The 26,947-nt window shown below is 67.3% G+C and carries 21 protein-coding genes, 1 tRNA gene and 3 pseudogenes; 6 read left to right on the top strand and 19 right to left on the bottom strand.

Annotated elements, in window-relative coordinates:
- Positions 1-70: 70 nt before the first annotated feature.
- The 5 genes and pseudogenes from HNR16_RS09925 to HNR16_RS09945 form a co-directional block, all read right to left on the bottom strand.
- Positions 71-1,390: an ISL3 family transposase gene (locus HNR16_RS09925; protein ID WP_420850437.1), complete on the bottom strand. Its 1,320-nt coding sequence runs from the start codon at positions 1,388-1,390 to the stop codon at positions 71-73.
- A gap of 86 nt (positions 1,391-1,476) precedes the next feature.
- Positions 1,477-3,612: pseudogene (locus HNR16_RS09930) on the bottom strand (YobI family P-loop NTPase); the annotation flags it as partial.
- Positions 3,613-3,614: 2 nt separating this feature from the next.
- Complete coding sequence (locus HNR16_RS09935) at positions 3,615-4,649, bottom strand: IS30 family transposase (RefSeq protein ID WP_179558345.1); 1,035 nt, start codon at positions 4,647-4,649, stop codon at positions 3,615-3,617.
- 63 nt (positions 4,650-4,712) lie between these two features.
- A pseudogene (locus HNR16_RS18820) lies at positions 4,713-5,192 on the bottom strand (YobI family P-loop NTPase); the annotation flags it as partial.
- Between the two features lie 37 nt (positions 5,193-5,229).
- A protein-coding gene (locus HNR16_RS09945) for an IS3 family transposase (RefSeq protein WP_158040531.1) occupies positions 5,230-6,482 on the bottom strand; the annotation gives its coding sequence in 2 pieces (ribosomal slippage) (positions 5,230-6,200 and positions 6,200-6,482; 1,254 coding nt in all).
- A gap of 110 nt (positions 6,483-6,592) precedes the next feature.
- Between HNR16_RS09945 and HNR16_RS09950 the strand changes: the two genes are divergently transcribed.
- Entirely contained in the window at positions 6,593-7,129 is a 537-nt protein-coding gene (locus HNR16_RS09950; RefSeq protein WP_179558192.1) for a helix-turn-helix domain-containing protein, read from the top strand.
- 21 nt (positions 7,130-7,150) lie between these two features.
- On the opposite strand, the gene HNR16_RS09955 is transcribed toward HNR16_RS09950, so the two are convergent.
- Genes HNR16_RS09955 through HNR16_RS09965 form a run of 3 tightly spaced genes read right to left on the bottom strand, consistent with a single transcriptional unit; the run spans position 7,151 to position 10,708 of the window.
- Positions 7,151-9,091, bottom strand: a complete 1,941-nt coding sequence (locus HNR16_RS09955) for a GmrSD restriction endonuclease domain-containing protein (protein WP_218868424.1) — start codon at positions 9,089-9,091, stop codon at positions 7,151-7,153.
- Positions 9,066-9,554 carry a DUF4411 family protein gene (locus HNR16_RS09960; protein WP_158040532.1) on the bottom strand — a complete coding sequence of 163 codons (489 nt, stop codon included), beginning with the start codon at positions 9,552-9,554 and terminating at the stop codon, positions 9,066-9,068. The genes HNR16_RS09955 and HNR16_RS09960 overlap by 26 nt, the downstream gene beginning before the upstream one ends.
- The gene (locus tag HNR16_RS09965; RefSeq protein ID WP_158040533.1) at positions 9,554-10,708 is read right to left on the bottom strand and encodes an ImmA/IrrE family metallo-endopeptidase; all 1,155 of its coding nucleotides are present in this window, start codon (positions 10,706-10,708) and stop codon (positions 9,554-9,556) included. Before HNR16_RS09965 ends, HNR16_RS09960 begins: the two co-directional genes overlap by 1 nt.
- 321 nt (positions 10,709-11,029) lie before the next feature.
- On the opposite strand from HNR16_RS09965, the gene HNR16_RS09970 reads away from it, so the two are divergent.
- Together HNR16_RS09970 and HNR16_RS18240 are read left to right on the top strand one after the other, a co-directional pair.
- On the top strand, positions 11,030-11,632 hold the full coding sequence (locus HNR16_RS09970) for a TetR/AcrR family transcriptional regulator (protein ID WP_158040534.1): 603 nt from the start codon (positions 11,030-11,032) through the stop codon (positions 11,630-11,632).
- A 404-nt stretch (positions 11,633-12,036) separates the two neighbouring features.
- Positions 12,037-13,122, top strand: a pseudogene (locus HNR16_RS18240) (recombinase family protein); the annotation flags it as partial.
- 162 nt (positions 13,123-13,284) lie between these two features.
- On the opposite strand, the gene HNR16_RS18245 reads toward HNR16_RS18240, so the two are convergent.
- The 11 genes from HNR16_RS18245 to HNR16_RS10025 form a co-directional block, all read right to left on the bottom strand.
- Positions 13,285-13,428: a hypothetical protein gene (locus HNR16_RS18245; protein ID WP_225737848.1), complete on the bottom strand. Its 144-nt coding sequence runs from the start codon at positions 13,426-13,428 to the stop codon at positions 13,285-13,287.
- Between the two features lie 253 nt (positions 13,429-13,681).
- Positions 13,682-13,754, bottom strand: a tRNA-Ala gene (locus tag HNR16_RS09980).
- Positions 13,755-13,825: 71 nt separating this feature from the next.
- Positions 13,826-14,662: a sulfite exporter TauE/SafE family protein gene (locus tag HNR16_RS09985; RefSeq protein WP_225737849.1), complete on the bottom strand. Its 837-nt coding sequence runs from the start codon at positions 14,660-14,662 to the stop codon at positions 13,826-13,828.
- Between the two features lie 156 nt (positions 14,663-14,818).
- Positions 14,819-15,223 carry a ribosome silencing factor gene (rsfS, locus tag HNR16_RS09990; protein WP_158040536.1) on the bottom strand — a complete coding sequence of 135 codons (405 nt, stop codon included), beginning with the start codon at positions 15,221-15,223 and terminating at the stop codon, positions 14,819-14,821.
- 82 nt (positions 15,224-15,305) lie between these two features.
- A complete protein-coding gene (locus HNR16_RS09995) occupies positions 15,306-15,818 on the bottom strand; it encodes a hypothetical protein (RefSeq protein ID WP_158040537.1) in 513 nt (170 codons plus the stop codon).
- Between the two features lie 707 nt (positions 15,819-16,525).
- Positions 16,526-17,173 carry a nicotinate-nucleotide adenylyltransferase gene (gene nadD, locus HNR16_RS10000; protein ID WP_225737850.1) on the bottom strand — a complete coding sequence of 216 codons (648 nt, stop codon included), beginning with the start codon at positions 17,171-17,173 and terminating at the stop codon, positions 16,526-16,528.
- Between the two features lie 17 nt (positions 17,174-17,190).
- Positions 17,191-17,409: a hypothetical protein gene (locus HNR16_RS10005; protein WP_158040539.1), complete on the bottom strand. Its 219-nt coding sequence runs from the start codon at positions 17,407-17,409 to the stop codon at positions 17,191-17,193.
- A 10-nt stretch (positions 17,410-17,419) separates the two neighbouring features.
- Complete coding sequence (gene obgE / locus HNR16_RS10010) at positions 17,420-18,937, bottom strand: GTPase ObgE (RefSeq protein WP_158040540.1); 1,518 nt, start codon at positions 18,935-18,937, stop codon at positions 17,420-17,422.
- A 75-nt stretch (positions 18,938-19,012) separates the two neighbouring features.
- Positions 19,013-19,267: a 50S ribosomal protein L27 gene (gene rpmA / locus HNR16_RS10015; RefSeq protein WP_158040541.1), complete on the bottom strand. Its 255-nt coding sequence runs from the start codon at positions 19,265-19,267 to the stop codon at positions 19,013-19,015.
- Between the two features lie 18 nt (positions 19,268-19,285).
- Positions 19,286-19,594 carry a 50S ribosomal protein L21 gene (gene rplU, locus HNR16_RS10020; protein ID WP_158040542.1) on the bottom strand — a complete coding sequence of 103 codons (309 nt, stop codon included), beginning with the start codon at positions 19,592-19,594 and terminating at the stop codon, positions 19,286-19,288.
- Between the two features lie 157 nt (positions 19,595-19,751).
- A complete protein-coding gene (locus HNR16_RS10025; RefSeq protein WP_158040543.1) occupies positions 19,752-22,841 on the bottom strand; it encodes an Rne/Rng family ribonuclease in 3,090 nt (1,029 codons plus the stop codon).
- Positions 22,842-23,236: 395 nt separating this feature from the next.
- Here HNR16_RS10025 and HNR16_RS10030 point away from each other — a divergent pair, with 395 nt between their 5' ends.
- Genes HNR16_RS10030 through HNR16_RS10040 form a run of 3 tightly spaced genes read left to right on the top strand, consistent with a single transcriptional unit; the run spans position 23,237 to position 26,931 of the window.
- Positions 23,237-24,271, top strand: coding sequence for a phosphodiester glycosidase family protein (locus tag HNR16_RS10030; protein WP_225737851.1), 1,035 nt, complete (start codon positions 23,237-23,239; stop codon positions 24,269-24,271).
- A gap of 9 nt (positions 24,272-24,280) precedes the next feature.
- A complete protein-coding gene (locus HNR16_RS10035; protein ID WP_179558194.1) occupies positions 24,281-26,143 on the top strand; it encodes a DUF4956 domain-containing protein in 1,863 nt (620 codons plus the stop codon).
- Positions 26,140-26,931 (top strand): polyphosphate polymerase domain-containing protein, encoded by a 792-nt coding sequence (locus tag HNR16_RS10040; protein WP_158040545.1) that lies wholly within the window; start codon positions 26,140-26,142, stop codon positions 26,929-26,931. The genes HNR16_RS10035 and HNR16_RS10040 overlap by 4 nt, the downstream gene beginning before the upstream one ends.
- Positions 26,932-26,947: the final 16 nt, after the last annotated feature.

The following is a 26,947-nucleotide window of genomic DNA, read 5'->3' on the forward strand; positions in this document are numbered from 1 at the left end:
TCACCCGGCGAGCCTCACCCCCACCGAATGTCCGAAGAGCCCCCAAGGCTCTTCGGACATTCGGTGGGGGTCATGGGGTGAGTCCGCCGGCGGCGAGGAGCATGCGGAGCCGGTAGTTGTCGCGGTTGCGGAAGCCGCGGGCGAGGCGGCGGTGGAGCTCGATGATCCCGTTCACGGCCTCAGTGCCGCCGTTCGATGATCGTCCGGTCGTGAAGTAGGCCAGGAACGCTGCCTGCCAACGGCGGAGGGTGCGGCCGAGGCGGGCGATCTCGGGGATCGGGCAGGTGTGGAATGTGTCGACGACCTTCTCGGCGATCCGCCGCCCCTCGACGAGGTCCTTCTGGTGGTAGGCGGAACGCAGTTGCTGGGCGCACTGCCATGCGACGAACACCTCGTCGTGCGCGGGGTCGGCCTCGATCGCTGCCGCGAGCCTGGTCCGCTGCTTCTCGGTGAGGTTCTCGGCGCCGGCGCGGAGGATGGTCTGGATCCCGTAGAGCGGGTCGCCGGTCCGACCGCGATGCCCGAGGGTGTCTTGCTGGACGCGGCGGCGGACCTCGTCCACAGCGGCGGTGCCGAGCTTGACGACGTGGAACGCGTCCAGCACGGCCGTGGCGTCTTCGAGCTTGTCGTCGATCGCGGTCTTGTAGCCGGCGAACGGGTCAAGAGCTGCGACCTGCACGTTCTTCCGGAACGCTTCGCCGCGGTCTGCGAGCCAGGACGCGTAGGCCTTCCCGGAGCGGCCGGGCACGAGGTCGAGCAGCCTGGCCCGCGTCTTTCCGGTGCTGTCGCGGCTGAGATCGACCATCCCGGTCAGTTCCTTCGGGCCGCGCTTTCGGGGGTCGACGTGATGCCAGATGTGCTCATCGACGCCGAGGGTGGTGACGTTCTCGAACCGGGACTCGTCCTCAGCCAGTTTGACCAGCTCGGGCTCGACGGCCCGCCACACCGTCTTCCACGACGTTCCGAGCTGACGGGCGATACCGTGCACGGTGGCGTGCTCGCGGCGCAGCTGCCCGATCGCCCAGCCGACGGCGCGCGTGGTGATCGACCCGCGCCGGGCCACCAGACCCGGGAGCTGCTCCACGAACGTCCGTCGCACGCATCCCACCTCGTCGCACCGCCAGACCCGCTGCCGCCACACGATCCGCACCCGCGTCACGCCGGGCACATCATGAAGCACCCGTCGGCGACGTCCGCGGCCGGTCGCGACGACCCCGCACGACGGGCAGCCGGTCGGTGCCGCCGGGCTCGAGACGGTCACGATCAGCAGCCCGTCACGGCGGTCAACGTCCTCGACATGGACCCCATCGAGGCCGAGCAGCAAGTCGCAGCGGGAACACGGGCAGGCGGCGGAGCACGCGTCAGCGCACCCCGAACTATCGTGAGACACGTCGAGGTCCTCGGTTGGAGCAGCAGTTGGCGCTACTGATCCTCGGGGACCTCGACCCCTACCCGCCGACCATCACCCGGCGAGCCTCACCCCCACCGAATGTCCGAAGAGCCGGCAACGTATCGGCTCACATTGTTCAACGTTGCGGGGAACCGCTGATGCAAGGCCAACGCCGGCCACGCTCCCTCGGAGATGGCACCAAGATCGACGACCTGACATCCTGGCGCAGCACGCTCAACCACGTCGGCCAGACGAGGCGCTCCTTGCTCGAGTAGATCCTCAAGCACAGCGATGAACTGCTCACGCGTGTCGACCGTCGCCGAGGAGCCCTCGACCGCATCTAGATACGCACCCACGTTTTCGAGCACGTAGTCATAGACCGTCTTGTCCGCCGCTCGAATGATGTCGAGCGCCACGGTCCCCTCATTGCCAATCGCGATGGCCAGGTTCTCATGCGTGATGTCATACAGGCTGCGCGAGACGAACGACGGACGGGCACTTGCTGAGAGGGGCGTCAGACGAGGCACCGTGATGCTCGCCTCGGCGAAGAGCGCTCCAACTCTCTCTGCCTGAGCGGACGTCCCGCCGTCCGTGAGGACGGAAAACTCCGCGTAGTGCGTCCGCAGGTAGTCGATGACTGCCGCGTCCGTACGCTGCGCCGATGCTGAAAGGTTTGCCAGCGCGGCATCCACCAGCTCCAGCTGCGAAGCTTCGTCGAGCTCGGCCTGGCTCACGAGATACATGAGCGCTCTTGACGACATGGCTGTAAACCGCTCGATGAGCTGTGCACGCTTCTCACCTGCAGCCAGGTACGCCTGCAGGAAGCGCGCCTGGTTTTCTCCTAGACCAACCAGTGAGCGGATCATGATGTCAGCTGCGTCAACGTCGGTAGCAAGGAGACGATCGAGGATCGCGATGTTGTAGAGTGCTGGCTCCTTCAGCGCGCTCTTGCCGCGCTCTCGAACAACGGCGTCGACATCATCGGGAGCGAGTTCGAAATGCTCGTCCATCAGGTCTCGCTCGACATGGTGGATGATGAAGTTCGTCGCGGCGGGGCCTACCCGATCACCGTGGAAAGTGGAGGTGTACAGCGTGAAGTTGCGGTTGATGTGTCCTGCCCGAACAAGCTGGTAGGCCAAGCCGGGCTTGAGCAGTGCCTCGGCGACGTACTCAAGCGACTGCGCGCTCTCCTTGTAAGTCGCAGGCGTACCTTCGCTCGCAGGCGTGTCGAGTTCCTTGAACATGACAAGAAACTCCGGGCGCTTGATCAGATCTCCCATGTCCGCACCGCGAAGGAACTTGATGTCCTCGATCTTCTCGTCGAGCTGTTCATTCAGCGAATCCCGATCCGCATCGCTCCAGCTGTCAGCATCCAATGGATCACCAAGCGCGCCGACAAGGCTGGATCGCGAGAACGTTAGTACGTTGCCGGACGACATCTGCTGACGGAGTTCTGGGTCACCATCAGCCGCAACGAAAGCGGCCCAGAACTCCACACTTCGGAGATCCGCGTCCGACTTAGGGGAGCCATCAACCGAGGATGTCAAACCGTTCCGACGTCGGCTTCCTAGCGCTGCTGCCGAGGTAGCCGTCCGTTCAATGTGTGCTGCCAGCAAGCCCCCAAGGTGAGAGCTGCGCGACTCTGCGCCGCTCTTGCGTGCAAGCCGCTGACGCAGCGCACGCCGCTCACCCTCGATCCGCTTGATGTTTTCAGTCACCAGCTCGCGACTGAGCTTGTAGAGAGTGTCCAGATTGCTCTTGCCGAGCCGGATCGTCTCGAAGTCCGTGAGGTGCGTGCTCTTGTAGAGCATCATCGCGAACAGATCGGTCTCGCTCAGGTCGAGTTGCTCACCGTCGCCTGAGAAGATTCGATCGCGGAAGACGACGAACTCGTTGCGGACGTTCTTCAGCAGCCGCATGTCAGGGACGTACTGCGCAGCCAGATCGAGCAGTTCCGGCGCCACCTTGTGCTCGATCTTGCCCAACAACTGGGTCGCCAGATTGCGAGCGCTGCGATGCGTGATGAACGGAACCACGGGAATCACGAGATCGAAGAACTTGGTGCGGTTCGCACGCACCGCCTCGGCTTGCGCAGGATCTTCGATTGCGAGCACGCCGGTTTCGAGCTTGCGGCCTTCCGCCTCCAAGCCGATTCGGTCGAAGATGCTGTCCTTGATCGCGTAGATGAAGCGGATCGGCTTCTCGATCTGGGGCGAGGGCGATGTCAAGGCGTGGAAGCAACATGGGGCTCGCCGGCCAGTAGTCGAGCGAATGCTTCGGTCGGTGTCAGGAAGCCGAGCCGGCGGCGGGGCCGGTTGTTGATCTCCTCGGCGATCGTGGTCAGGTAGGGCTGGTGGTCGGGTATCGCCGTGCCTTTGGGCAGGTACTCGCGGTAGAGCCGGTTGGTGTTCTCGTTGCTGGGTCGCTGCCAGGGCGAGTGGGGGTCGGCGAAGTAGACCGGCATGTTCGTGGCCAAGGTGACCTTCGCGTGGTGGGCCATCTCGCTGCCCTGGTCCCACGCGAGTGACGCCTTCATCATCTGGGGCAGCTCGTTGAAATACTCGATGACCGCGTCCGCGGTGCCCTCGGCGTGCTTGGAGGGCAGAGCCAGCAGCCCGGTGAAACCACTCATCCGCTCCACCAGTGTCGCCGCGCAGGAGGCACCGTTCTTCCCGATGATCAGGTCCCCCTCCCAGTGGCCTGGCACCCGGCGCTCGGCGGCGTCCTCGCCCCGTTCTGAGAGCGGGACCATCCCGATGATCGGCCCGCCCCGGGACCGGCCCGTAGTGCGGGGCCTGCGCTTGGTGCGCTTGGACTGCAGAAAGATCCCGCGCCGGGCCAGTTCCCCGCGCGGGATCGCGTAGATGTACTGGTAGATCGCTTCACCAGAGACGGTGCGGCCCTGCGCATCAGGAGAGTTCGCCATACGGCCAACAGTCGGGTCTGTTGCCTCCAGGCGCAAGCGGCCCGCGATCTCGTTCGGCGTCCACGATGCGGCTAGGTCAGCATTCACCCGCGCCTGCAGCACCGGATCCGCCGCGACCTTCCGCTGCTGCGGACGGGCCCGGCGACGCTGCGCGGCCACGTCTGCGGTCACGGCCTGGTAGCCGCGGGTCTTCGTCGCGTTCCGACGCAGCTCCCTGGAGACCACTGACGGGCAACGCCCCAGGTGACGGGCAATCTTCCGCACACCCCAACCCGCCTTCGACGCCGTGGAGATCTCCGACCTGTCACTGAACGACAACCCCACCCGCGACATCCACACACTCCATCGATCAGACCCCCGCCGAACAGGAGTGTTGCTTCGACGCTATGACACCACCGAGGCGTTGAGCAATGTATTGAGCGCGCGCAGCGTCTCGAAGATGTGTGAGTCGTTGAAGCGGTCGATGTCCTCGAAGATCACGACGTCACGATCCGACATGTCGAAGAAGTAGACGATCTCGTCGAGGTACTGATCGAAGTACGACACAGAGTTGTCATCGAGCGTGACAGTCGCTGCGCCGGCAGACAGCTGCTTGATGCGGAGCTTCCCGTAGAACAACCAGCGCACCAGAAGCACCGCGGCCGTTGCCACGCCACAGATGATCAGGTGCGTCCAGACTCCGAGATCGTTCAGCGCCGTGAAGGTGCCAGCGATCTGTGCGGTCCAGCCGGTTAGCAGGAAGATGACAGCGACAGCGAGACCGAGCAGTGCAGCCGTGCCGAACTCTCTCCACCACCGGAAGCGCTCGATTCGACGAAACCGGGAGGCAGGAGTCTTGCCCGGATCTTCCCGGTAGAGCAGCTGCTTGACGATCTGACTCGCCCCGGCGTGTCCGGAGAGTTATTGACTGGTGTCAGGCCGCTGTTTCCAACGACTGGTGGCGAGCGTAGTCGATCTGCTCGACCTCGCTCGGGGTGAGGTCGTCGAGTGAGCTGTGCATCCGCTCCGTGTTGAACCACGACACCCACTCCGCGGTCGCGGCCTCGACATGCGCGATGTCCCGCCACGGCCCCTCGAGATGGATCAGCTCGGACTTGTAGAGCCCGATCTGGGACTCCGCGAGGGAGTTGTCATACGCGTCACCGACGCTGCCGACTGACGGGTCGATATGTTCGTCGGCGAGGCGCTCGGTGAACGCGATCGACGTGTAGACCGACCCGGCATCCGTGTGATGCGTCAGCCCCGCGAACCTGGTGGCGCCCTCGCGGCGGCGCGTGAACAGTGCCATCTCGAGACAGTCCAACACCAGCGGCGTCGCCATCGATGTCGCGGCCCGCCATCCGAGGACGCGGCGTGAGTACGCGTCGAACACGAACGCGACATACACCCAGCCCGTCCACGTCCACACATACGTGAAATCCGCCACCCACAGCTGATCGGTGCGGAACCGACGGAAGTGCCGGTCGACGAGGTCCGCCGGCCGCGTCTGCCGCTCACCGGTATCGGCAGGCTTCTTGCGGCCGCCACGAATCACACCGCTGACCCCGAGCTCGCGCATGAGGCGCTCGACGGTGACGCGGGCAATGGAGTGGCCGTCTCGGCGCAGCCGGAGCCAGAGCTTGCGCGCCCCGAGGCGACGACGCTGCTTCTCCCAGGTGGTGAAGATGATGTCCTTCCACCTCTCGTCACGCTGTTCACGCGCCGACAGGCCGCGATCTCTCGCGTCGTAGTAGGTCGATGGGGCGATCCCGACACCATGCGAGGCGAGCACGGCACAGATCGACTCGACACCCCACCGCAGACCTCCATCAGCTCGGTCCTTGTGATCGGTGATGAACCTCACGATCGCTTCTGTGGCCGGTCGAGCTCGGCCGCGAAGAAAGCCGACGCGGCCTTCAGGATCTCGTTCGCCCGCCGCAACTCGGCGTTCTCGCGCTTGAGGCGCTTGTTCTCCTCGGCCTGCTCGGTCGTCACCCCAGGACGCTCGCCCGCGTCGATCTCGCGCCGCCGGATCCAGGTCCGCAGCGTCTCCGGGGAGCCGATGCCGAGAAGCCCGGCGACATGCCGGATCGCGGCGAGCTCGCTCGGATGATCGTCGCGGACCTCCGCGACCATCCGGACCGCGCGCTCACGCAGCTCGGCGGGGTATTTGCTGGGTCGTGCCATGAGACTGATCCTTCCAAGGAATCCAGTCTCCGGACACGCCGGGGCGAGTCAATCAGATCACCAGACGGCTCGACAACCTCACCGACACCTACGCCGAGGCCCGAACAGGCTTGGACCAGCTCACCGAACTCCTGGTCGACCTCGACGAGCTCTACAACAAGTGCGAACCAGCCGAACGACGCATCCTCAATCGCGCCCTGTTCACCCGCATCACGATCGACGACGAAGAGAACGCCACCTACACCCCCGAGCAGACCACCGCCAGCGTCCTCGCACACACCAGCATCGATGCCCCGGCCCACGTCACCGCAGAAACAAAACTGCCCCGCCATCAGGCGGGGCAAGTTTCGATTTTCTCATCTTACGTGGGCCCAATGGAGCACTGCGGGAACAGGCGACCGAGGGTTGAGAGGCTTGTTTCCGCGTGGAATCAAGGCGTTCGTGGGGACGCCGAGCCCGATGGCGAGGCCGACGACCCGCTGATCGGCGCGTCCGCGGAACCAACGAAACGACCTCGAACTCGGCTCACAGGAGAGGAAGTGGACGCTATGCGAACAGCCCGCGCCGACGGTGTCAGTGTGAACGCGCTGGCGCGGCAGTTCGGGGTGCATCGCGGCACTGTGTGGGCCAAGCTCCGCGAGCATTAGCAAGTCGGACAGGACTCCATCTCACAAGGCGTCAGACCCGAGGTCCTCGATTTCGGTCGGGTCCTCATCGAAGTCACCGTCTAGCTCAGAGCCCTCAGTGACGATTACGGGCTTTCCGATTGCCTTCTCGATCAGGACCACAAGCTCGTCTCGACGCTTGCGGAAGGCTGCCCCGAAGTCATCACTGCGCAGCAGGCTCGGGTCCACGAGGTGGCTCCGAAGCCTGCTATCGACTGCCTCGGTCTCCGCGCCGTCATCTTCGATCCGTGCGAGGTACTCGCTCGGCGCAACGCCTCCGATGATCCGATTCGTCCGGGCCGTGAGCGGGGTCTTATTGATGATGGAGTCGTAGACCTGCTTCGCGATGCCCTGCTTCTTGCACCAGTCCTGCGGGAAGATGTGGTGAATGTCGACGTTCTCATCGAAGAAGATGGTGTGGCTGAAGGTTTGGCCTGAACGGAAGTCTTCTGCTCCTCGGTTCATCAGCAGTGCGTTGACTCCCTTGTACGCCGCCGAGAGCCGCATGCGCATCGTGTCCAGGCGGTCAGCTCGCACCGTTGCATCGCGGACGGTCGAGGGTTCCGAACCGCCACGCACCCACTCCACGACCTCGATGAAGTCCTTCGCGATGCGAGTCTCCGTCGAAGAGCCGTACAGCTCACCGAATACGCCGTTCCAGTACCACCTGCGAATCTTCTCGATTGCCGCCGGAGAGTCAGCGTCACGACCGAGTTCCGCAAGAATCGCTGCAAGCGGGACAACTTGGCTCTGGTAAGGAAGGTCCTTCACACGGTAGATGTCGAGTTGAATGAGGAACCTGGCTGCTGCGAGGAAACCTTCTTCGACTCGGTGCTGATACTGCACGTAGGCGTTCAGTGGGAGGTTGAGCAGGACTTGCCTGGTCGCCGAGACCTGAGGCAGTTCTCTGCCCGTCTTGCCTTCCGCCTTAGCGGCCTCTCGCAGGTCTCGGGTATGGAACAACGAGATGGCCTGCAGGAAGTCCGTGTTGCCGACGCCAGAGAGGACGCCCTCGGCCGCAGACGGCAACCGCATTGCGGCACGTAGCCTGCCGTGCCGCCCCTCGCCTTCCTCGGTGCCAAACCAGTCCTTGCGCAACTCGTATCCATCGGCCGCATACATCGCGGTGATGAGCTCGAAGGCGTCGAGCGCCTTGCCACCGGTGTTCACCTTCTCGAATACAACGCAGACCGCTTCCTTGCTCGTGGACGCTGAAAGCTCGATCTGAGGGACGAGGTACTCCGTGAAGTTCTTGATGACCCGCTCGTGAAACTCGTTCAGTCGCTGGAATCGGGCCTGGAAGTCGCCCGTAGCGCTGTATTGCATCACGAACGCCGTCTGCCAGTCGGCATAGTCAAGAACCGAGGTCAGCGGGAACATCATGTTCTCGAACTCCAGCTCGCGCGTGGAGAGATCGAGGTCGATCACCCGTCCGAACTCTGATGTCACTCGCCGGCCTTCGGGCAGGATGACAACCGCTTCGTCGCGGTCACCAGCTTCATCGAGGCACTTCTCAATGTCTAGGTAGAACCATCGCCGAACCCGCTGACGCCGTGGAGTCAGAGTAGCCACGACCTGCTTGCGCACGAGCACTTGGTATAGCGAGGTGAGCCGCTGCTGACCATCCAACAAGAGGGAATCGGGCGTTTCGTCTGATGCAGAGGAGGGTGCTCCCTCCAACGGTCGTGGTTTGAAATCAACTGCGCCGCCCGTGCGTAACGTCATGACGGCTCCAACTGGGAACCCCCGAGAAATCGAAGCAATCAGGCCTCGGATACGCTCTTCGTCCCACACCCAGCTGCGCTGGAAGTCCGGGAGTTGGAGGCGTCCCTCCCGTGCGTTCTCAAGCAATGTCTGGAGCTTCACGGAGCTCGCGGTGAAGCTGGTGTTCGGGTTGATCAAGGTTCCTCGCTCATTCTCAGGCACGTAGATCCAGGTGTGCACCGGTCAACCGGAGCATTTTGAATGTGTCGGCGTACTCGACACCGAGCGCGATGCAGGCATCGGGGATAAAGATCCGCGCCTTGGCGTTTGGATCGGGCCGTTCGTGTGTGACGAGGATGTGCTCATGCTCCTTGGCATACGCGACCAGCAAGTAGTCGGCGGCGGTGCCCGTAAACGCAGCGATCGCTGCCGGTGTGAAGTCGCGTGAACTCGCCCAAGTTGTCAGCGGAGCGAAGTGTCGCGTGGCGCCTTGGTCGAGCGGTCGGAAGAAGTCAGGGTGCTGCCGAGTCCAATCGGCGAGTTCGTCATTACCAGCCAACAACTCGTCGCGGACTGCCTCGATGCTGCAAGCAAGTTTCTGGTCGTGAGCGCGGTCCAGCCACGCCCAGAAGCCGGGAGCGATATCGAAGGCGTAATACCGGTTCTTCGCCTCGATGAGCACATTCGTGTCCAGTAGGTACATCACGCCACCCCGAGTTCCGCGGCGAGATTCCTGAACGTCTCGTGCTTCTTCGTCCCAAGCAGCCGGTAAGCATCACGAAATCCCGTTGCTCCCTCGAATGCGCTAGAGATCACAGCGCGAGCGAACTGGCGGCTGAGTCGCAGTGGCTGAGTGTAGTAGTAATTCCCTCCAGTTGCTTCTCCACGTCGAGTTGCAAGGATCGCTATCAGACGCTCAAGCTCTTCGTCGTAGAGTTGCTCGAAGGTTCCCCAAGTGAGCAGCCGAGCGGCGAAGAGCTGTTTGAGTACGACGAGAGTGCTCACACGGTATCGGCCCGCAAGCCGCTCCAACTCTGCGACTGTCGGCTCGCCACAGTAGTCACTGCGAAGGAGGGCCTGTGGAACGAGCACCTCGGCAGCGACCTGATTGCACCACAACTCGGCTTCCTGACCGTGGTCTGCGTTCATTGCAGCATCAGACAACGCGCTCTCGCCAAGCCAAATATGAGCAAGCTCATGGATCATCGTAAATATCTGAGCAGCCTTCGTATCGGTACCGTTGACGAAGATCAACGGGGCGATCGGGTCCGCGAGTGCAAAGCCTCGGAACTCCTCTGGGCGGAGGACCCTGTGCGTGTTCGCGCCGACGATCCCGCTCACCATCACCAGCACCCCGATTGCTTCGATGCGGTCGATGAGACGGCGTAGCGCATCCTCCCAGTTGCTGAACACTGCGCGGTCAGCGACATCGAAGTTCAGCAAGTTGCGGATACGATCGGCCACGAGAGCGGGGCGGTCATTAGTCGTCGCGGAACCAACGAACTCCAGTGGCGTATGGCCGTGCTCGACAGCGTAGCCGCGGTACCACTGCTGGCGATCTTGGCAAATGTAGATCGCATCGAGCATGTCTGCGGACGGCCGAGCCACCCCGGCGTTACTGAGCGTGCGCAAGTCCGGAATAGGAACCTCCTCGTCAGGAGGCTCCGCCAAGAAGAGCATGCCAAGAGGTGTGTGAGTGTCGCTGGCGAACTTCTCAAGCTGCTTGAGCGTCGGTTGCCGACCAGCGACCCACTCGTCGAGCTTAGGGGCGCGTCTGTCGACCGTCTCGTCGTCCCACCCGGCCCGCTCCACCGCCCAGTGGAGAAGATCGGGAGCAACTGCTACCCGAACAGTCACGCTGATCATCTCCTTTAATGCTGGCGGAGTCGGCCTTCGAGGCTCTTCATACGATTCTACGGTGACCTACTGACACTCCCCGAGAGCCCCGCCGAGGGGGCCAGCGGCCGCCAAGATACAGCCCGCCCCGCAGGTGCGAGACAAACTCACCCTGCCTGCTTGGTACCGCGGTGAGGCACCTCTCGGCGACCCCGCTCAGAGAATGCCATGGTTCGAGACGCTTGATCTGCGATGTCCACGCGTCTTGCAGATCAAGGTACGTACTAGTCTGTACGAAATTGCGGAAGCGCCCAGCTGGCAGTGGAGCATGGAGGGGTTCAGATGGAGAAGCGGCGTGGTCCGGGGCGTCCGGCGTATGACTCGAAGCAAAAGCTCGTCGCGGCGGCGTGCGCGCTGTTGGCGGAGCGGGGGTTCGAGGCGACGAGCCCGCAGATGTTCCAGCAGCGCTCCGGGGTGGGGCACGGGAGCATGTATCACCACTTCCCGGGCAAGGGGAAAGAGGGGCTGGCGCTGGACGCGATCAGTCGTATGCGGGCGAGCACGATCGCATTCCTCGACGGCAGCCCCGCGCCCGAGAGCTCCGAGCCCGAGGAAGTGCGGGCTAGCATCGTGACGGCACTGGATCGACTGTTTGCTCGCAACGAAGGTCAAGCCCTGGTCAGGCTCCTCGCCGACGCGGTCGCCGGAGTTCTCCCGTCACTGGCAATCGCGACCCAGGACTGGTGTGACGACATCCGTGCCGTGATCGTCGTGCGACTGCGCGCTGACGAGCAAGGCGCCGACCTCGACATCGCGGACGCGGCAGCACAGTTCCTCGCGCCAGAGTTCGATGCTCTGGCGGAGGAACTGTTCACCGCGGCTCTCGGACGGGGCTTGCTCCACCTGCCAAAGTTCGCCCTGCCCGAGGCGGCCGAAGAGCGGTAGTCTGACCTCATCACAATTCCATACGTACTAGTCCGGTCCTTGATCTGCAAGAGGCGTGTCGTCTGGATCAGGGTTGCGATCGCGGGCAGTAATTCACTCCTGTGCTCGGGTCTTGGGAGGTGCTGCGCACCTACCTGGCATGAAGACTGAGGATCAGCGTCTGCGCCTTCGGACGACGCGACGAGACGAGCCTGATCTGGGCAAGCTCATCGAGTGGGTGCTGAGCATCGCCGAGGCGCGGCACCGTGCCTGGCGGGACGGCAAGCCAGACCCCTATGGGCTCCCGCCGCCCGAGAGCATCCGAGCAGAACAGTCGGATCATCTCGACGGTGGGGCAAAATTTGCACCACCGTCGGCCCGCTGCCGAGAGCAACGACAAAGCAATCTCCGATGAGGAGGACATTATGAGAACCACGGCCCTCGATGCCACGGCGTCCGAGCACACCGAAGAGGCACCAGTCCTGCTGGCCGTCTCGTACTTGCGTGTCTCGACGCGGGAGCAGGCCGAGCGCGGCGGCACTGACGAAGGCTTCTCGATCCCCGCACAACGGGAGGCGAACCAGCGCAAGGCCGACGAGCTGGGTGCGCGGATCGTGCGCGAGTTCGCAGACGCCGGGGAGTCCGCACGCTCGGCCGATCGTGACGGGTTGCAAGACATGCTCGCGTTCATCGCCGCAACACGGGTGCAGTTCTGCCTCGTTCACAAGCTCGACCGGCTCGCCCGCAACCGTGCCGACGACGTGAAGATTCACGAAGCCCTCCTCGCCGCTGGTGTCACCCTCGTCTCTGCCACCGAGTCCATCGACCAGACTCCTTCGGGGATGCTCGTTCACGGCATCATGTCGAGCATTGCGGAGTTCTACTCCCGGAACCTCGCTACTGAGGTCACCAAGGGGCTCACGCAGAAGGTCGCGCAGGGTGGCACGCCGATGCGTGCTCCCATCGGCTATCTCAACGTGCGCCGCACCGACGAGCAGGGCCGCGAGATTCGCACGGTGGAGGTCGATCCCGAACGGGCACCGCTCATCACCTGGGCGTTCGAGCGGTACGCCGACGGCGAGACCTCAGTGACCGGGCTGCTGCGCGACCTGACTGCGCGGGGTCTGGTGACGGTGCCGACGCCGAAGCGCCCGTCAAAGCCGTTGGGGAAGAACACGCTCTACAAGCTGCTGACGAACCCGTACTACGCGGGCGTAATCCGGTACAAGGGCGGGCTGTATCCCGGCGCGCACGAGCCCATCGTGGAACCGGCCTTGTTCGACACGGTGCAATCGCTGCTACGGGCGCGCACCGCGAAGATGACTAGGCACGTTCAGCACGCCCACCACCTGAAAGGTCTGCTGCACTGCGGCACCTGCGGGTCGAGGATGCTGCTCGACTTCGCCACCAACCCACGCGGCACCACTTACGCCTACTTCGTCTGCTCCGGCCGCGCCGCCAAGAAGACAAACTGCACGAGGCGGGCGGTGCCCGTCGCGGTCGCGGAACGCCTCGTCGCAGACTCCTACGCCTCCATCACGATCAACGACCAGACCTACCGCGACCTGGCCGCGAAGGTCGATGCCGCGTTCGACAAGCGCATGTCCGGCCGCGACCAAGAGATCGCCGACCTCATGGCAAACCGAGCCCGCCTCGAATCCGAGAGCGACAAGCTACTGGCCGCGCACTTCGCCGACGCGATCGACCTGCCCACCCTGAAACGGCATCAAGACCGCATCCGGGCGGGCCTCGCGGACGTGAACCGGAAACTGGCCGAGCACGACGAGCACCACACCGGCGGGCGGACGTTCCTGCACGACTCCCTGCGGCTGCTCACCGACGCCCACCATGCCTACGCCCGATCAGGTGATGCCGACAGGCGGTTGGCGAACCAAGCCTTCTACACCCGCCTCGACATCACCGACGACGAGCAACTACGCCCGAGACTCGCGGAGCCGTTCTCCACTATCGTCCGCGAAGCCCACGAGCACAGCGAAGACGAAGGCAAGGGGGCGGAACACGAACACGACGAACCTACGCATGTCGCGTGTTCGCGTAAGACACTTTGGGTGGATCTGAGGGGACTCGAACCCCTGACCCCCTGCATGCCATGCAGGTGCGCTACCAGCTGCGCCACAGACCCGTTTGCTTCCGATTCACTCGGATGCAACTCGACGATCATAGCGAACGAACCGCGTCGATGCGAAATCGACCTCAGCGTGCGGGCGTGTCCCCCGCCGGAGCGGCACCGGCGTCACCGTCGAGGCCGCGCTTGCGACGCTCCGACACCATCGTCGCGATCATGCGCGCGGCGATGAGCACGAGGAACACGGCGAACGCGACGTTCGCCTCGAACGGTGGGATCGCCGCCGCGACGATCGCGCCGAAGGCCGTCGTCAGGCACGCACCGATGCCGATCACGATCGCAGCCGGGAAATCGACGTTCCGATTGCGGGCGTTGCTGATCGTGCCCGACATGCTCGTCACGATCATCATGAGCAGCGACGAGCCCTTCGCGACGAGGTCACTCGCCCCGAACAACAGCACGAGCATCGGCACGATGATGACCCCGCCACCGATGCCGAGGAGGCCCGAGAGGATGCCCGTCACGAAGCCGAGCACCACGAGCGCCGCCCCCGACCACAGATGGATGTCGACGACCGCGTCCCGCGACGAAATCACGAGGAACAGCGACACGATCACGACGACGATGAAGCCGATGAACGCCCACTGCAGCGCGGTTCGCGAGATGCGGCGCAGCAGTCGCGTGCCGATCTGCGAGCCGCCGATCGAACCGATCGCCATGAGCAGCGCGATCCACACGTCGATGTGGCCGCCGATCGAATAGGTCACGACACCGACGACCGCGACGGGCAGGATCGCGAGCAACGACGTTCCCGTTGCGATCTTCGGATCCATCTTGATGAGCAGGATCAGCGCGGGAACGATGAGGATGCCACCACCGACACCGAACATGCCCGACAGGAATCCGGCGACGAGCCCGAGCAGGACGAGCCACACCCACTGCGACGTCGAACGCGACTGCGACACGGCAACCTCCGAACGACCCGCCGGCATGACCGTCATCACCGCCCGAGCCCCGCCGACCGTACCACTCCCCCGCAACCGACACGTCCGATCCACGAGCGCGAACGGCGGCGGGCCGCCACCGCATCGCTCGAACCGGCCGGCGACGAGCGGCGATGCTCAGTCCTGCACGGGGGCCGAGTCCTCGGCCTGCGCCGCCGCACCCTCGACCTCGAGCGGGATCGACGGGGCGTCGCGCCAGATGCGCTCGAGGCCGTAGTACATGCGGTCCTCCTCGTGGAACACGTGCACGACGAGGTCACCGAAATCGAGCAGCACCCAGCGCCCCTCGTCACGCCCCTCACGCCGGATCGCCTTCTGCCCCAGCTCCTGCTGCAGACGATCCTCGATCTCCTCGGCGATCGAGAGCACCATCCGCTCGTTGCGCCCCGTCGCGAGCAGGAACACGTCGGTCAACGGCATCGTCGCGGACACGTCGAGCGCGACGAGGTCGCTGCCCTGCTTCGCATCGGCGGCCTCCGCCGCCACGCGGGTCAGCTCGAGGGCACGGGGGGTTGCGGTCATGAGTTCCTCTCGTGGGAGCGCGCACGCGACGATCGCGCGCGCGAGTCGATGGCGTGCGATGGGAGGGTGCGGGCGCGGACGATCAGAACCATCCGTTCACGAACCCGAACACGATGACGCCGGCACCACCGACGGCGACGACGAGTGCCCCGACGAGCACGCCGATCCACACCTTGATGCCGCGCTCGTGCGTCGGCGTGAGCCCGAGGCCCGTCTCGCGCTGCGCGGAGACGGATCGACGTGCCGGGACCGGTCGGTGCTGGCCACGCACGTTGTCCGTGATGAGCTCGACATCGACATCCGGCGACTCGAGATCGTCGCGGAAGCCGCCGTAGCTCGACAGCTCACGCGACACACGCAGCGAGCCGGTCAGCATGACGTCGCCCGTCCGGTTCAGGGCGCCCGTGAGATCGGGATCGAAGGTCTCCGGCATGACGATCATGCCCGTCGGCGCATCGCCACCGTGGCTCGCGACGACGAGCCGGTGGAAGTAGTCGTCCGCATCCGCGGAGGGCGGACGCACGAACGAGGCGCCCGTGTGCGGATGCGGGTCGTCACCCGGCGAGCGATCCGGCTCGCGTGGCCCGTCGAGCACCGGCGGCTCGGTCCGGGTGGGCGGGACGTCGCGACGGGGTTCCCTCGGTGGCCTCGGCCCGCTCTCGGGACCGGGCTGCACGGTCGACGCCGCGGCCCGCCCGCTCGGGCCCAGGTCCTGCGGACGCGTGCGCGGGAGCTCGCCCGCACCGTCCGCACGCGGTGGCGTTCCCACGGCACTCGCGGGCGGCACCTCCGCCGGGCGTGTGGGTGCGGGTGTGTGCGCGGGCTCGTCGGAGCGGTCGTAGGAACCGGGGCGTGCGCCACGCGACTCGGTGGGCCGAACGGGCTCCCGGGGTGGACGCGGGCCACCCGACGCGGTCGTCTCGGAGGACGACGTGGCGGCCTGGCGGGGCGATCGCCCCTCGTGCGCCGGCGCGGCCCACGTGGACTGCACGGTGGAGGGTTGCGACGCGTCGGCGCCGGGCCGTGTGGGACCACGATCGGAGCGCACCGTACCGGCGTCCGGCACACGGGCGGGATGGCCCTGGGGTGGACGCGGCGCCGTCGGCCGCTCGGTGGGGAGCGACCGGCTCGCATCGGCGGATGCGCGCGACGGTTCAGGACGGCGAGGCGGTTCGGGGGCGCTCGGCGGTTCCGCGGCGCGGTGCGGCTCGGCCGAGTTCGTCGTCCCGCCGTCCGGTGCGGCCGCACCCTCGGCCCGCGCCCGCTCCCGCTCCCGGAGCTCGCGTCGCGTGGGCTGATCGCTCACAGTGCCGCCACCTCCTCCGCCTGGTAGAGGTGGTGCTTCGCGACGTACTGGACGACCCCGTCCGGCACGAGGTACCAGATGGGGAACCCGCGCCGCGCGCGCGCCCGGCAGTCGGTCGACGAGATGGCGAGCGCGGGCACCTCGAGCACGCTCACGCGATCGGTCGGGAGCCCGTCCAGGACGAGTTCGTGGCCCGGACGGGTGACCGCGACGAACTGCGCCACGTCGAACATCTCCTGCGCGTCCTTCCACTGCAGGATCTGTGTGATCGCGTCGGCCCCCGTGATGAAGAACAGGTCGGCGTCCGGCAGCAGGCGACGGACGTCACGCAGCGTGTCGATCGTGTACGTGGGGCCACCGCGGTCGATGTCGACCCGGCTCACGCGGAAGCTCGGGTTCGACGCGGTCGCGATGACGGTCATGAGGTAGCGGTGCTCGCTCGACGAGACGTTCGTCTTCTTGTACGGGTTCCCCGTGGGGACGAAGACGACCTCGTCGAGTTCGAACACCTTCGCGACCTCGCTCGCGGCGACGAGGTGGCCGTGGTGGATGGGGTCGAAGGTGCCACCCATGATGCCCACGCGTCGTCGACGGGGCCCGTCGTCGGGGCCGGCGGTGGGTGCTGAGTTCGGTGCGGGGGTCACGAGTGGCAGCGGCCCCGTTAGTGCGATGCGTCGCCGGAACCGTGCTGGAACGGCACGTACGGGTGGACCTCGGAGTGCTCGGGGTGACGGTTGGCCGAGTTCCGGGCGAGGAACGTGACCCACGTGAGGACGAGGAACAGCACCATCGCGATCACGCCGAACATGACGGGCGGCATCGCGAGCTCGTTGACGACGTGGTGGCCCTCTTCGGCCGCTGCGGTGATGAGGTCGATCATGTTCGCCATCCTATCCGTCCTGCCCCGCGTCCTCGGTCCAGAGCCCCGCCTCGCGCTCCCGCTCGAGCTCGGCTCGCGCCTCCGCCTTCGCGTCCATCCGGTCGAAGTAGGCGTCCTTGCGCTCCCGGCGGGTCGCGCGGTGGTTGTCGTCGAGGCGTGCGTCGCTTCCGCGCGGGCTCGTGATGAGCTCCGCCGCGGAGGTGAGCGTCGGCTCCCAGTCGAACACGACACCGTCGCCGGGGCCGATCACGACCGTGGACCCCGCGACCGCGCCGGCCTTGAACAGTGCGTCCTCGATACCGATCTTGTTGAGTCGGTCGGCGAGATACCCCACCGCCTCGTCGTTGCCGAACATCGTCTGGGCGACCCACCGCTCGGGCTTGCGGCCGAGGATGCGGTACACGTTGCCGTACGTGCCGCCCTCGACACGGATCTCGAAGTCGCGCTCGTCGACGGGCTTCGGCCGGAGCACGATGCGCGGAGCGACCTCCTGCTCGGCGACCTTCTCGGCGCGGTCGCGCTCGACGAGGTCGGCGAGCGCGAAGCTCAGCTCCCGCAGCCCCTCGTGGCTCACCGTCGAGATCGGGAACACGCGGAAGCCGCGCGCCTCGATCTCGCCCTGTACGAACTCCGCGAGCTCTCGCGCATCGGGCACGTCGATCTTGTTGAGCGCAGCGAGCTGCGGGCGGTCGAGGAGGGGAACCTGCCCCTCGGGCACCGGGTAGGCGCGCAGCTCCTCGAGGATGACGTCGAGGTCGCTGATCGGATCGCGGCCGGGCTCGAGGGTCGCGCAATCGAGCACGTGCAGGAGGGCCGAGCAACGCTCGACGTGCCGGAGGAACTCGTGGCCGAGCCCCTTCCCCTCGCTCGCACCCTCGATGAGGCCGGGCACGTCGGCGATCGTGTAGCGCACGTCACCGGCCTGGACGACGCCGAGATTGGGGTGGAGCGTCGTGAACGGGTAGTCGGCGATCTTCGGCTTCGCGGCCGAGAGCGCGGCCACGAGGCTCGACTTGCCGGCGGACGGATAGCCGACGAGGGCGACGTCCGCGACGACCTTGAGCTCGAGCCCGATCTGGGTCTCGTCGCCGAGGGTGCCGAGGAGCGCGAATCCGGGCGCCTTCCGCTTCGTCGTGGCGAGCGCCGCGTTCCCGAGCCCGCCCTGCCCGCCCTCGGCGACGACGATGCGCATGCCGGGCTCGGTGAGGTCGATGAGCTCCGTCCCGTCGGCGTCACGGACGACCGTGCCGACGGGAACGGGCAGCTCGAGCGTCGCGCCCGTCGTACCGTTCCGGAAATCGCCCATGCCGAAGCCACCCTTGTCGCTGCGCCGGTGCGGCGAGTGGTGGTAGGCGAGCAGGGTCGTGACGTTCGGGTCCGCGACGAGCACGATGTCGCCACCGTCGCCGCCGTCGCCGCCGTCGGGGCCCGCGAGCGGCTTGAACTTCTCACGCTTCACGGAGGCGCACCCGTTGCCGCCGTCACCGGCCTTGAGGAACAGGGTCACGTGGTCGACGAAAGTGGCCATGGGTCTTCTCCTGAAACGACGAGTGAGGGGCGGCCCGAGCCGCCCCTCACTCGAGAGATCGTGTGGTTCGCGAGGCTAGGCGCTCGCGACGATGTTGACCACCTTGCGGCGGCCCTTGTCGCCGAACTCGACGACACCGGCCTCGAGGGCGAACAGCGTGTCGTCGCCGCCACGGCCGACGCCCGCGCCGGGGTGGAAGTGGGTACCGCGCTGGCGGACGAGGATCTCTCCCGCGTTCACCTGCTGGCCCGCGTAGCGCTTCACGCCGAGGCGCTGCGCGTTGGAATCACGGCCGTTGCGAGTCGAGCTCGCACCCTTCTTGTGTGCCATGGAAGTATCGCTCCTCGACTACTTGATGTCGGTGATCTTGAGGCGCGTGAGCTCCTGACGGTGGCCCTGGCGCTTCTTGTAACCGGTCTTGTTCTTGAACTTCTGGATGACGATCTTGGGGCCGCGGAGGTCCTCCAGGACCTCGGCCGTGACCGTCACCTTCGCGAGCTTGTCGGCGTCGCTCGTGACCGTCTCTCCGTCGACGAGGAGCAGGGCAGGCAGCGTGACGTTGCCCTCGTCGTCGGCAACAACGCGGTTCACGGTGAGCACGGAGCCCACTTCGACCTTCTCCTGCCGCCCACCGGCGCGCACAACTGCGAATACCACTTGAGGTCCTTTACATCGGTGCTCGGCGGACCGAGCGGATTGTCTCACGGATGAGGAAGTCTTCACACGAACACCGCGACGCCCGAGGGTCACGCGTAGCGTGTGCAACAGCGTTCGAGTTTACCCGACGCGGTGCGCCGGGTCAACTCGCGCGCGATCACGCGTCGTCGGTCGACACCGTCACGCGGCGGCGCTTCGTTCGCGTCGGACGCGATGCCGGGGCGTCGTCGGTGCTCGTGTCCGAGCCCGTCGACGCGACCGCCGGTTGCGGTGCGACCGGCGGGACGACGGCCGCCGGAACGACGATCTCGGGCACGACGGGCGCGTCGGTCGAGACGTTCGCGGAGACGACGCGACGGCCACGGCGTCGGCCGCGAGTCGCTGCCGCCGGCTCGTCGGGTGCGGCCGGTTCGTTCGAGGCCACGGGCTCGCTCGGTGCCGTCGGCGCCACAGGCTCCGTCGGTGTCCCGTCCGCGGGCGTCGCATCGGCCGCAGCCCGTGCCCCGAGGCGGGACGGGGCCGTCGTGGCACGCTCCGATCGCCTCGCCGGAGCCGGCTCGGCCTCGCCCCGCGCGTCCTCGACGCGCGCGACGTGATCGCCCGACCCGTCCGAGTTCGCGTGCTCCCCCGCCCCCTGCGCGGTGCGCGCCCGGCGCGAACCACGCTGGCGACGGCCGGACCGTCGCTGCGCCGCTCGTGCCGCGGCATCGTCCGCGATCTCGGCCGGCGCCGCCTCGGGCTCGGCCGCTGCGGAATCGGGCGACGCGGGCTCGTCCGCAACGGGCTCGTCATCGGTCGGGGTCGGCGCGGGTGCCGCCGCGTCATCGGCCGACGAGCCGATCGAATCCAGCAGCGAGTCGAGGGCCGCGAGCGCCGTCGGGTCGGCCGACGTCCGCTCGTCCGCGAACGCCTGCTTCGGCTCGGGCAGTTCGAGGACGGGAAGTCCCTCACTCGATGCGTCGTCACCCGTCGCGGCAGGCGCCTGTGACTCGTCGCCCGACCGGCGCCCCTCGCCGTCGCCACGACGGCGCTTGCCCCGGCGCGACCGTCGACGCCCCTCGCGCGGCTCGTCCGCCTCGCGCTCGGGCGCCGCGTCCTCGGCCGTCTCGGTCGGCGCCGCCGCCTCGATCGGATCGACGGGCGCGTCCTTCGGCGGCGTCCCGGCGATCGTCGATGCCGCGATCTTCGAGAGCGCGCCACGTGCCTCGTCCGTGATCGAGTGGGCACCCGATCCGTTTCCGCCGGACTGCCGCGGTGCAGCGTCGTTCGACTGCTGCTGTCCGCCACGCCCTCGACGTCCGCGGCCACCACCGTTCTGGTCACCACCGTTCGACGCGTGGTGCTTGTGGACGGGTTCGTTCGACACGACGACGCCGCGCCCCGCGCAGATCTCGCACGGCTCGCTGAACGTCTCGAGCAGCCCGAGGCCGAGCTTCTTGCGCGTCATCTGCACGAGCCCGAGACTCGTCACCTCGGCCACCTGGTGCTTCGTGCGGTCGCGGCTCAGGCACTCGACGAGCCGCCGCAGCACGAGGTCGCGGTTCGACTCGAGCACCATGTCGATGAAGTCGATGACGATGATGCCGCCGATGTCGCGCAGCCGGAGCTGGCGCACGACCTCCTCGGCCGCCTCGAGGTTGTTCTTCGTGACGGTCTCCTCGAGGTTGCCCCCGGACCCGACGAACTTGCCCGTGTTGACGTCGACGACGGTCATCGCCTCGGTGCGGTCGATCACGAGCGAACCGCCCGAGGGCAGCCACACCTTGCGCTCGAGGGCCTTCTCGATCGCCTCCGTCGCCCGGTACTCGGCGAACACGTCGTCGCCCTCGTAGCGCTCGACGCGCTCGAGGAGGTCGGGCGCGACCTGGCGCAGGTAGTTCGAGATGACCTCGAGCTCCGCGTCGCCCTGGATGACGAGCTTCTGGAAGTCCTCGTTGAAGACGTCCCGGATGATCTTGATCAGCAGGTCCGGCTCGGCGTGGAGCAGCGCGGGGGCGGGCCCCTGCGTGGAGCGCGATTGGATGTCGTTCCACTGACGCGTGAGACGTTCGACGTCGCGCTCGAGCTGCTCGCGCGTCGCCCCCTCCGCCGCCGTGCGCACGATCACGCCGACGCCCTGCGGAAGGACCTCCTTGAGGATCCTCTTGAGTCGCGCCCGCTCGGTGTCCGGCAGCTTGCGGCTGATGCCGTTCATCTGGTTGCCCGGCACGTACACGAGGTAGCGGCCCGGGAGCGACACCTGGCTCGTGAGCCGGGCGCCCTTGTGACCGACGGGATCCTTCGTCACCTGCACGAGCACGCGGTCGCCCGGTTTGAGGGCGTTCTCGATGCGCCGCGCCTGGCCGTTGCCGAGATCCGCGGCGGCCCAGTCGACCTCACCCGAGTAGAGCACGGCGTTGCGGCCACGGCCGATGTCGACGAACGCGGCCTCCATGCTCGGCAGCACGTTCTGCACGCGGCCGAGATAGACGTTGCCGATGAGGGACGATTCGCTCGAGCGCGCGACGTAGTGCTCGACGAGCACGCGGTCCTCGAGGACACCGAGCTGGACGCGGTTGTCCTTCGCGCGGACGATCATGACCCGGTCGACGGCCTCACGGCGAGCGAGGAACTCCGACTCCGTGACGACGGGGCGACGACGGCCGATCTCGCGTCCCTCGCGACGCCGCTGACGCTTCGCCTCGAGTCGCGTCGAGCCCTTGACGCGCTGGGGCTCGGTGATGAGCGGCACCTCGGCCTTGGGCTGGGGCTCGCGCTCCTTGCGCGTGCGGCGCTTCGACCTCGCCTGGTCCTGCGCCTCGTCGGTCTCCTCCTGCGGCTCGGGCCTGCTGCGTCGCCGGTCGCCCGATCCACGCTCCGGCTCCGCGCGCTGCGACTGCCGCTCGCGTTCGGCGAGGGGCGGCAGGTCGGGAGCGAGGAAGAAGAGCGTCGTCGTCGTGATGACGGCGGGCACCGGACCACCCGATGGCGCGTCGTCGTCCTCGTCATCACTCGGCGTCGCGGCCTCGGCGTCCGACGCCGCGGGGACGTCGACCGCCGCGTGCTCGGTGCTCGCGTCGGCCCCGACGGCTGCCGGTTCGTCGGCGCCCTGTGCGGCGTCGTCCGTCGACTCGTCCGCCGCGGGTGCGAGGACGAGCGCCGTGCCGGGTGCCGCATCCGGTGCGTCGAGCCCGACGTGCACCCCCTCGGCGTCCGATTCGGTCGTGGGCAGGGTGGGCTCGTCGCCCGCTTCGTTCGTCTTCACCATTCCTGGTGCACTCCTCTGCGGCGCGTCGCCACCTGGGCGCGCGGCCGGTCGTCCGTGGAGGGCGCGAGCCCTCGTCTCATAACGCCTACTCGCGCTCGTCGTCCGAGCGCGTGCTCTTTTCATGCGGTGCCGCTGGTGCGGCTGTGCGGGGCTCGCGAGCAGGCTCCGTGCCCGGCCGCGCGGTGCCCCGCGAAAACTTTGTGGTGCCACCGTCGCCGATGGACCGGGACCAGTATCGCACGTTCGTCCGCTCCGGCCACGGCCCGGCCTCGCGCGCACGCGCCCCGCGAACACGCGCCGCCGGGGACGAACCCGCTCGGAGGCTGTGAATCCGTCGGTCACGAGGGACGGGCTCGGCGTTCATATGCGCTGCATAGCGACAGCACGCTGCACACATGAACGCCATCGGTACAACCGGTTTCGTGAACATGAACGAACCCGACCGTCGTCCGGCGGACACGCCGTCGCCGTCGGCAGCGACCCCGCCGCAGGAATCGGCCTCGTCGCCACGTGCCTCCCGGGGGCCGACCCGGCGACAGGTGCTCGGTGCGGTCCTCGCGACCACCGTGCTCGCGGTCGGCGGCGGCGCGGCCTGGGCCGCCGACCGCTTCCTCATCCCCCACGTCGACGTCGGGGACGCGAGCGCGTACGAGGCCGCCCAGCTCGACGCGAACGGTGGCACGGTCGACGACGCCGCACCGAGCGGGACGTCGACCGTCTCGATCTCGACCGTCGTCACGGGGTCGGGCGACGAACAGGTCACGGCCTTCGTGGCCGACGTCGTGCTCGGCGCCGCGACCGATCTGCGATCCGCGTTCGCCGACGACGCGTTCGGACGCAACATCGTGCAGACGACGTCGGAGATCGCGGCCGCGAACGATGCCGTGTTCGCGATCAACGGCGACTACTACGGCTTCCGGGAGACGGGCATCGTCGTGCGCAACGGTGTCGCCTACCGCGACGCCGGTGCCCGGGCGGGACTCGCGTTCTACCGCGACGGCCGCGTCGAGGTCTACGACGAGACCGCGACGAACGCGCAGGCGCTCGTCGACGCGGGCGTCTGGAACACCCTCTCGTTCGGACCGGCGCTCCTCGAGAACGGCGAGGTGCTCGCCGGGATCGACGACGTCGAGGTCGACACGAACGTCGGCAACCACTCCATCCAGGGCGCGCAACCCCGCACCGCGGTGGGCGTGCTCGGCACGAACCACCTCGCGCTCGTCGTCGTCGACGGACGCAGTCCGGGGTACAGCGCGGGCCTCACGATGAGCGGCCTCGCCGAGTTCATGCGTGATCTCGGCGCGACGACCGCGTACAACATCGATGGCGGCGGCTCCTCGACTATGGTCTCGAACGGCTCGCTCGTCAACGACCCGCTCGGCAAGGGCGAGGAGCGCGGCACCTCCGACATCCTGTACATCGCGGCATAGGTGCGTGCCGTGTATCTTCTCGTCCCCGCATTCCGCCCCACGCACCGGCTGCCGGCACTCGTCCGCGCCGTCCGGGCCGCCGAGCCGGCGCTCGATGTCCTCGTCGTCGACGACGGCTCGGGCCCCGCGTTCGCGGACGTCTTCGAGGCCGCCCGTGACGCGGGCGCCGAGGTCGTCACGACGGCCGTCAACCACGGAAAGGGGTGCGCGCTCAAGACGGGATTCGCGACGATCGCCGAACGCGCACCGGGCGCCGCCGTCGTGACCGCCGACGCCGACGGACAGCACGCGCCCGAGGACATCCGTCGGGTCGCGCACCGACTCGACGAGGGCGATGCGGACATCGTGCTCGGCGCGCGCGCATTCGGACGCGGCACGCCGCTGCGCTCACGCATCGGGAACGCCGTCGCGTGCGTGCTCGTCCGAGCCGTCGGCCGGGTGCGGGCGAGCGACATGCAGACGGGGCTGCGCGGTTTCGATCCGGCCCTGCCCGACTGGCTCGTGGGCGTGCCCGGGGAGCGTTTCGAGTACGAGCTGCGCGTCCTGCTCGAGGCCGGTCGGCGCGGCCTTCGCACCGCCGAGGTGCCCATCGAGACGATCTACCTCGACGAGAACGCCGGATCCCACTTCCGCCCCCTCACCGACTCGGTCCGCGTGCTCGCGCCCCTGCTCGCCTACCTCGGCTCGTCCCTCGCCGGCTTCGTCGTCGACGTCGTGCTGCTCGAACTCGTCATGTCGGCCACGGCATCACTCGCCCTCGCCGTCGTCGCGGCACGCCTCGTGAGCGGCAGTGTCAACTTCGTCCTCAACCGTCGGCTCGTGTTCCGCGATGCGCGGACGCCCCTCGGCCGTGCGATCGGAGGCTACGTCGCGCTCGCGACCGTGCTGCTCGCGGCCAATTGGCTCCTGCTCACGTGGCTCACGGGGCTCGGCATCGCACTCCTGCTCGCGAAGGTCCTCACCGAGGCGATGCTCCTCGTCGCCGGATTCGCGGTCCAGCGCTTCGGCATCTTCCGTGCACCCACGACACGCATCCACGCGCACGCGGACCGGGGGACAAGGTGTGCCGCGCCGACTCGCCACGCCGCCACGCATCCACGCGCACGCGGACCGGGGGCCCGGTCCCCCGCCGGTTCGACGCGCACATCGCTCACGCCGCGGCGCACGATCCCCGATCCTCCGACCACTCGAAGAAAGCAACCATCCGTGAACACGCTCCTGCTCCTCGGCGCCGACCTCGTCGCGATCGCCGTCCTCACATACGGACTCTTCCTGCACCGCCATCATCGACGCGACCTCGCGGGCGCGTTCGTCGGCGTGAACATCGGCGTCTTCGCCGTCGCCGCCGTCCTCGGCTCGACCGATGTCGGGCTCGGCGTCGGCCTCGGACTGTTCGGCGTGCTGTCGATCATCCGGCTCCGTTCCTCGGAGATCTCGCAGCGCGGGGTCGCCTACTATTTCGCGGCGCTCGCGCTCGGGCTCGTCGCCGGCCTCACGACGTCCGCCCCGCTCGTCCAACTCGCGCTCATGGCCCTCATCGTCGTCGCGAGCTACGTCGCCGATCACCCTGCGCTGTCGAAGCGGTCACGCCACCAGGTGCTCGTGCTCGACGAAGCGATCACCGACGAGGACGTCCTGCGCTCTCGCGTCGAACAGTTGCTCGGCGCTCGTGTGCGCCAGTTCACGGTGCTGCAGACCGACTTCGTGACCGACACGACCCGCGTCGACGTGCGCGTGCAACTGCCTCGGCGCGATGAACCGGCGCCGGACGGGACCGAGAAGGTGAAGGCACCCGGCGCCGCTCGACGGGAGTCGTCGAGCGCTCGCGACGAGGGCATGCGGATGCCGCAGCCGACGCGGGTACGCCCATGATCCGCACGGCCGATGCACCTCGCCCGCTCGGCGCGGCACGGTTCGCTCCCGTCTCGCTCGACGTCCTGCAGGACCGGGCGCCCCTCCTCACCCGGACCGACCGGAAGTACGTCGTACCGATCGACGAACTCGAGGCGCTCGTCCGCGCGCTCCCGGCCGACACGCGGGTTCTGGACATCGGGGGCCGGAGCGCCTTCCGCTACGACTCGATCTACTTCGACACCCCCGAGCTGCGCAGCTTCCACAGCGGTGCACTCGGACGACGACGACGATTCAAGATCCGCTCGCGCCGCTACCTCGACTCCGGGGACACGTTCCTCGAGGTGAAGACGAAGGGACTCCGGGGCTGCACCGTGAAGGAGCGTCTACCGGTTGCGCCGAGCGCGTTCGGCACGCTCGACGGGGACGGGCTCGACTTCATCGACCGGGCGCTCCGCGAACTCCGCCTGCCGCCCGCTCGCGAACTCGAACTGCGCCCGACCCTCCGCTCGCGCTACCTCCGCACGACGCTCCTCACGGACGACGGGACCGGCCGCGCGACGATCGACACCGCACTCGAATGGTCGCTCCCGGACGGGCGTTCGCTCCGGCCCGTCACGACGAGCATCGTCGAGTCGAAGACGGCCGGACCGGCGGGGTCGATCGACCGCGCCCTCTGGCGTCTCCATCGACGCCCCTGTGCCATCAGCAAGTACACGACGGGACTCGCCGCGCTCGACGACCACCTCCCCGGCAATCGCTGGCACCGGCTCCTGACGGGGCCGCTCGCGGCTCGCCCGCCCCGATGAGCGCGAGCTCGCACCC

The organism is Pseudoclavibacter chungangensis (assembly GCF_013410545.1).
GTDB classification, from domain to species: Bacteria; Actinomycetota; Actinomycetes; order Actinomycetales; family Microbacteriaceae; genus Pseudoclavibacter; species Pseudoclavibacter chungangensis.

What these genes read in the sequence shown, in the direction of transcription:
- rpmA (WP_158040541.1), bottom strand. Translation starts at nt 19,267, where the DNA reads ATGGCACACAAGAAGGGTGCGAGCTCGACTCGCAACGGCCGTGATTCC.
- HNR16_RS10005 (WP_158040539.1), bottom strand. Translation starts at nt 17,409, where the DNA reads ATGATCGACCTCATCACCGCAGCGGCCGAAGAGGGCCACCACGTCGTC.
- HNR16_RS10040 (WP_158040545.1), top strand. Translation starts at nt 26,140, where the DNA reads ATGATCCGCACGGCCGATGCACCTCGCCCGCTCGGCGCGGCACGGTTC.
- HNR16_RS10030 (WP_225737851.1), top strand. Translation starts at nt 23,237, where the DNA reads ATGAACGCCATCGGTACAACCGGTTTCGTGAACATGAACGAACCCGAC.
- rsfS (WP_158040536.1), bottom strand. Translation starts at nt 15,223, where the DNA reads ATGACCGCAACCCCCCGTGCCCTCGAGCTGACCCGCGTGGCGGCGGAG.
- HNR16_RS09970 (WP_158040534.1), top strand. Translation starts at nt 11,030, where the DNA reads ATGGAGAAGCGGCGTGGTCCGGGGCGTCCGGCGTATGACTCGAAGCAA.
- HNR16_RS09935 (WP_179558345.1), bottom strand. Translation starts at nt 4,649, where the DNA reads ATGTCGCGGGTGGGGTTGTCGTTCAGTGACAGGTCGGAGATCTCCACG.
- obgE (WP_158040540.1), bottom strand. Translation starts at nt 18,937, where the DNA reads ATGGCCACTTTCGTCGACCACGTGACCCTGTTCCTCAAGGCCGGTGAC.
- HNR16_RS10025 (WP_158040543.1), bottom strand. Translation starts at nt 22,841, where the DNA reads ATGGTGAAGACGAACGAAGCGGGCGACGAGCCCACCCTGCCCACGACC.
- HNR16_RS09960 (WP_158040532.1), bottom strand. Translation starts at nt 9,554, where the DNA reads ATGTACCTACTGGACACGAATGTGCTCATCGAGGCGAAGAACCGGTAT.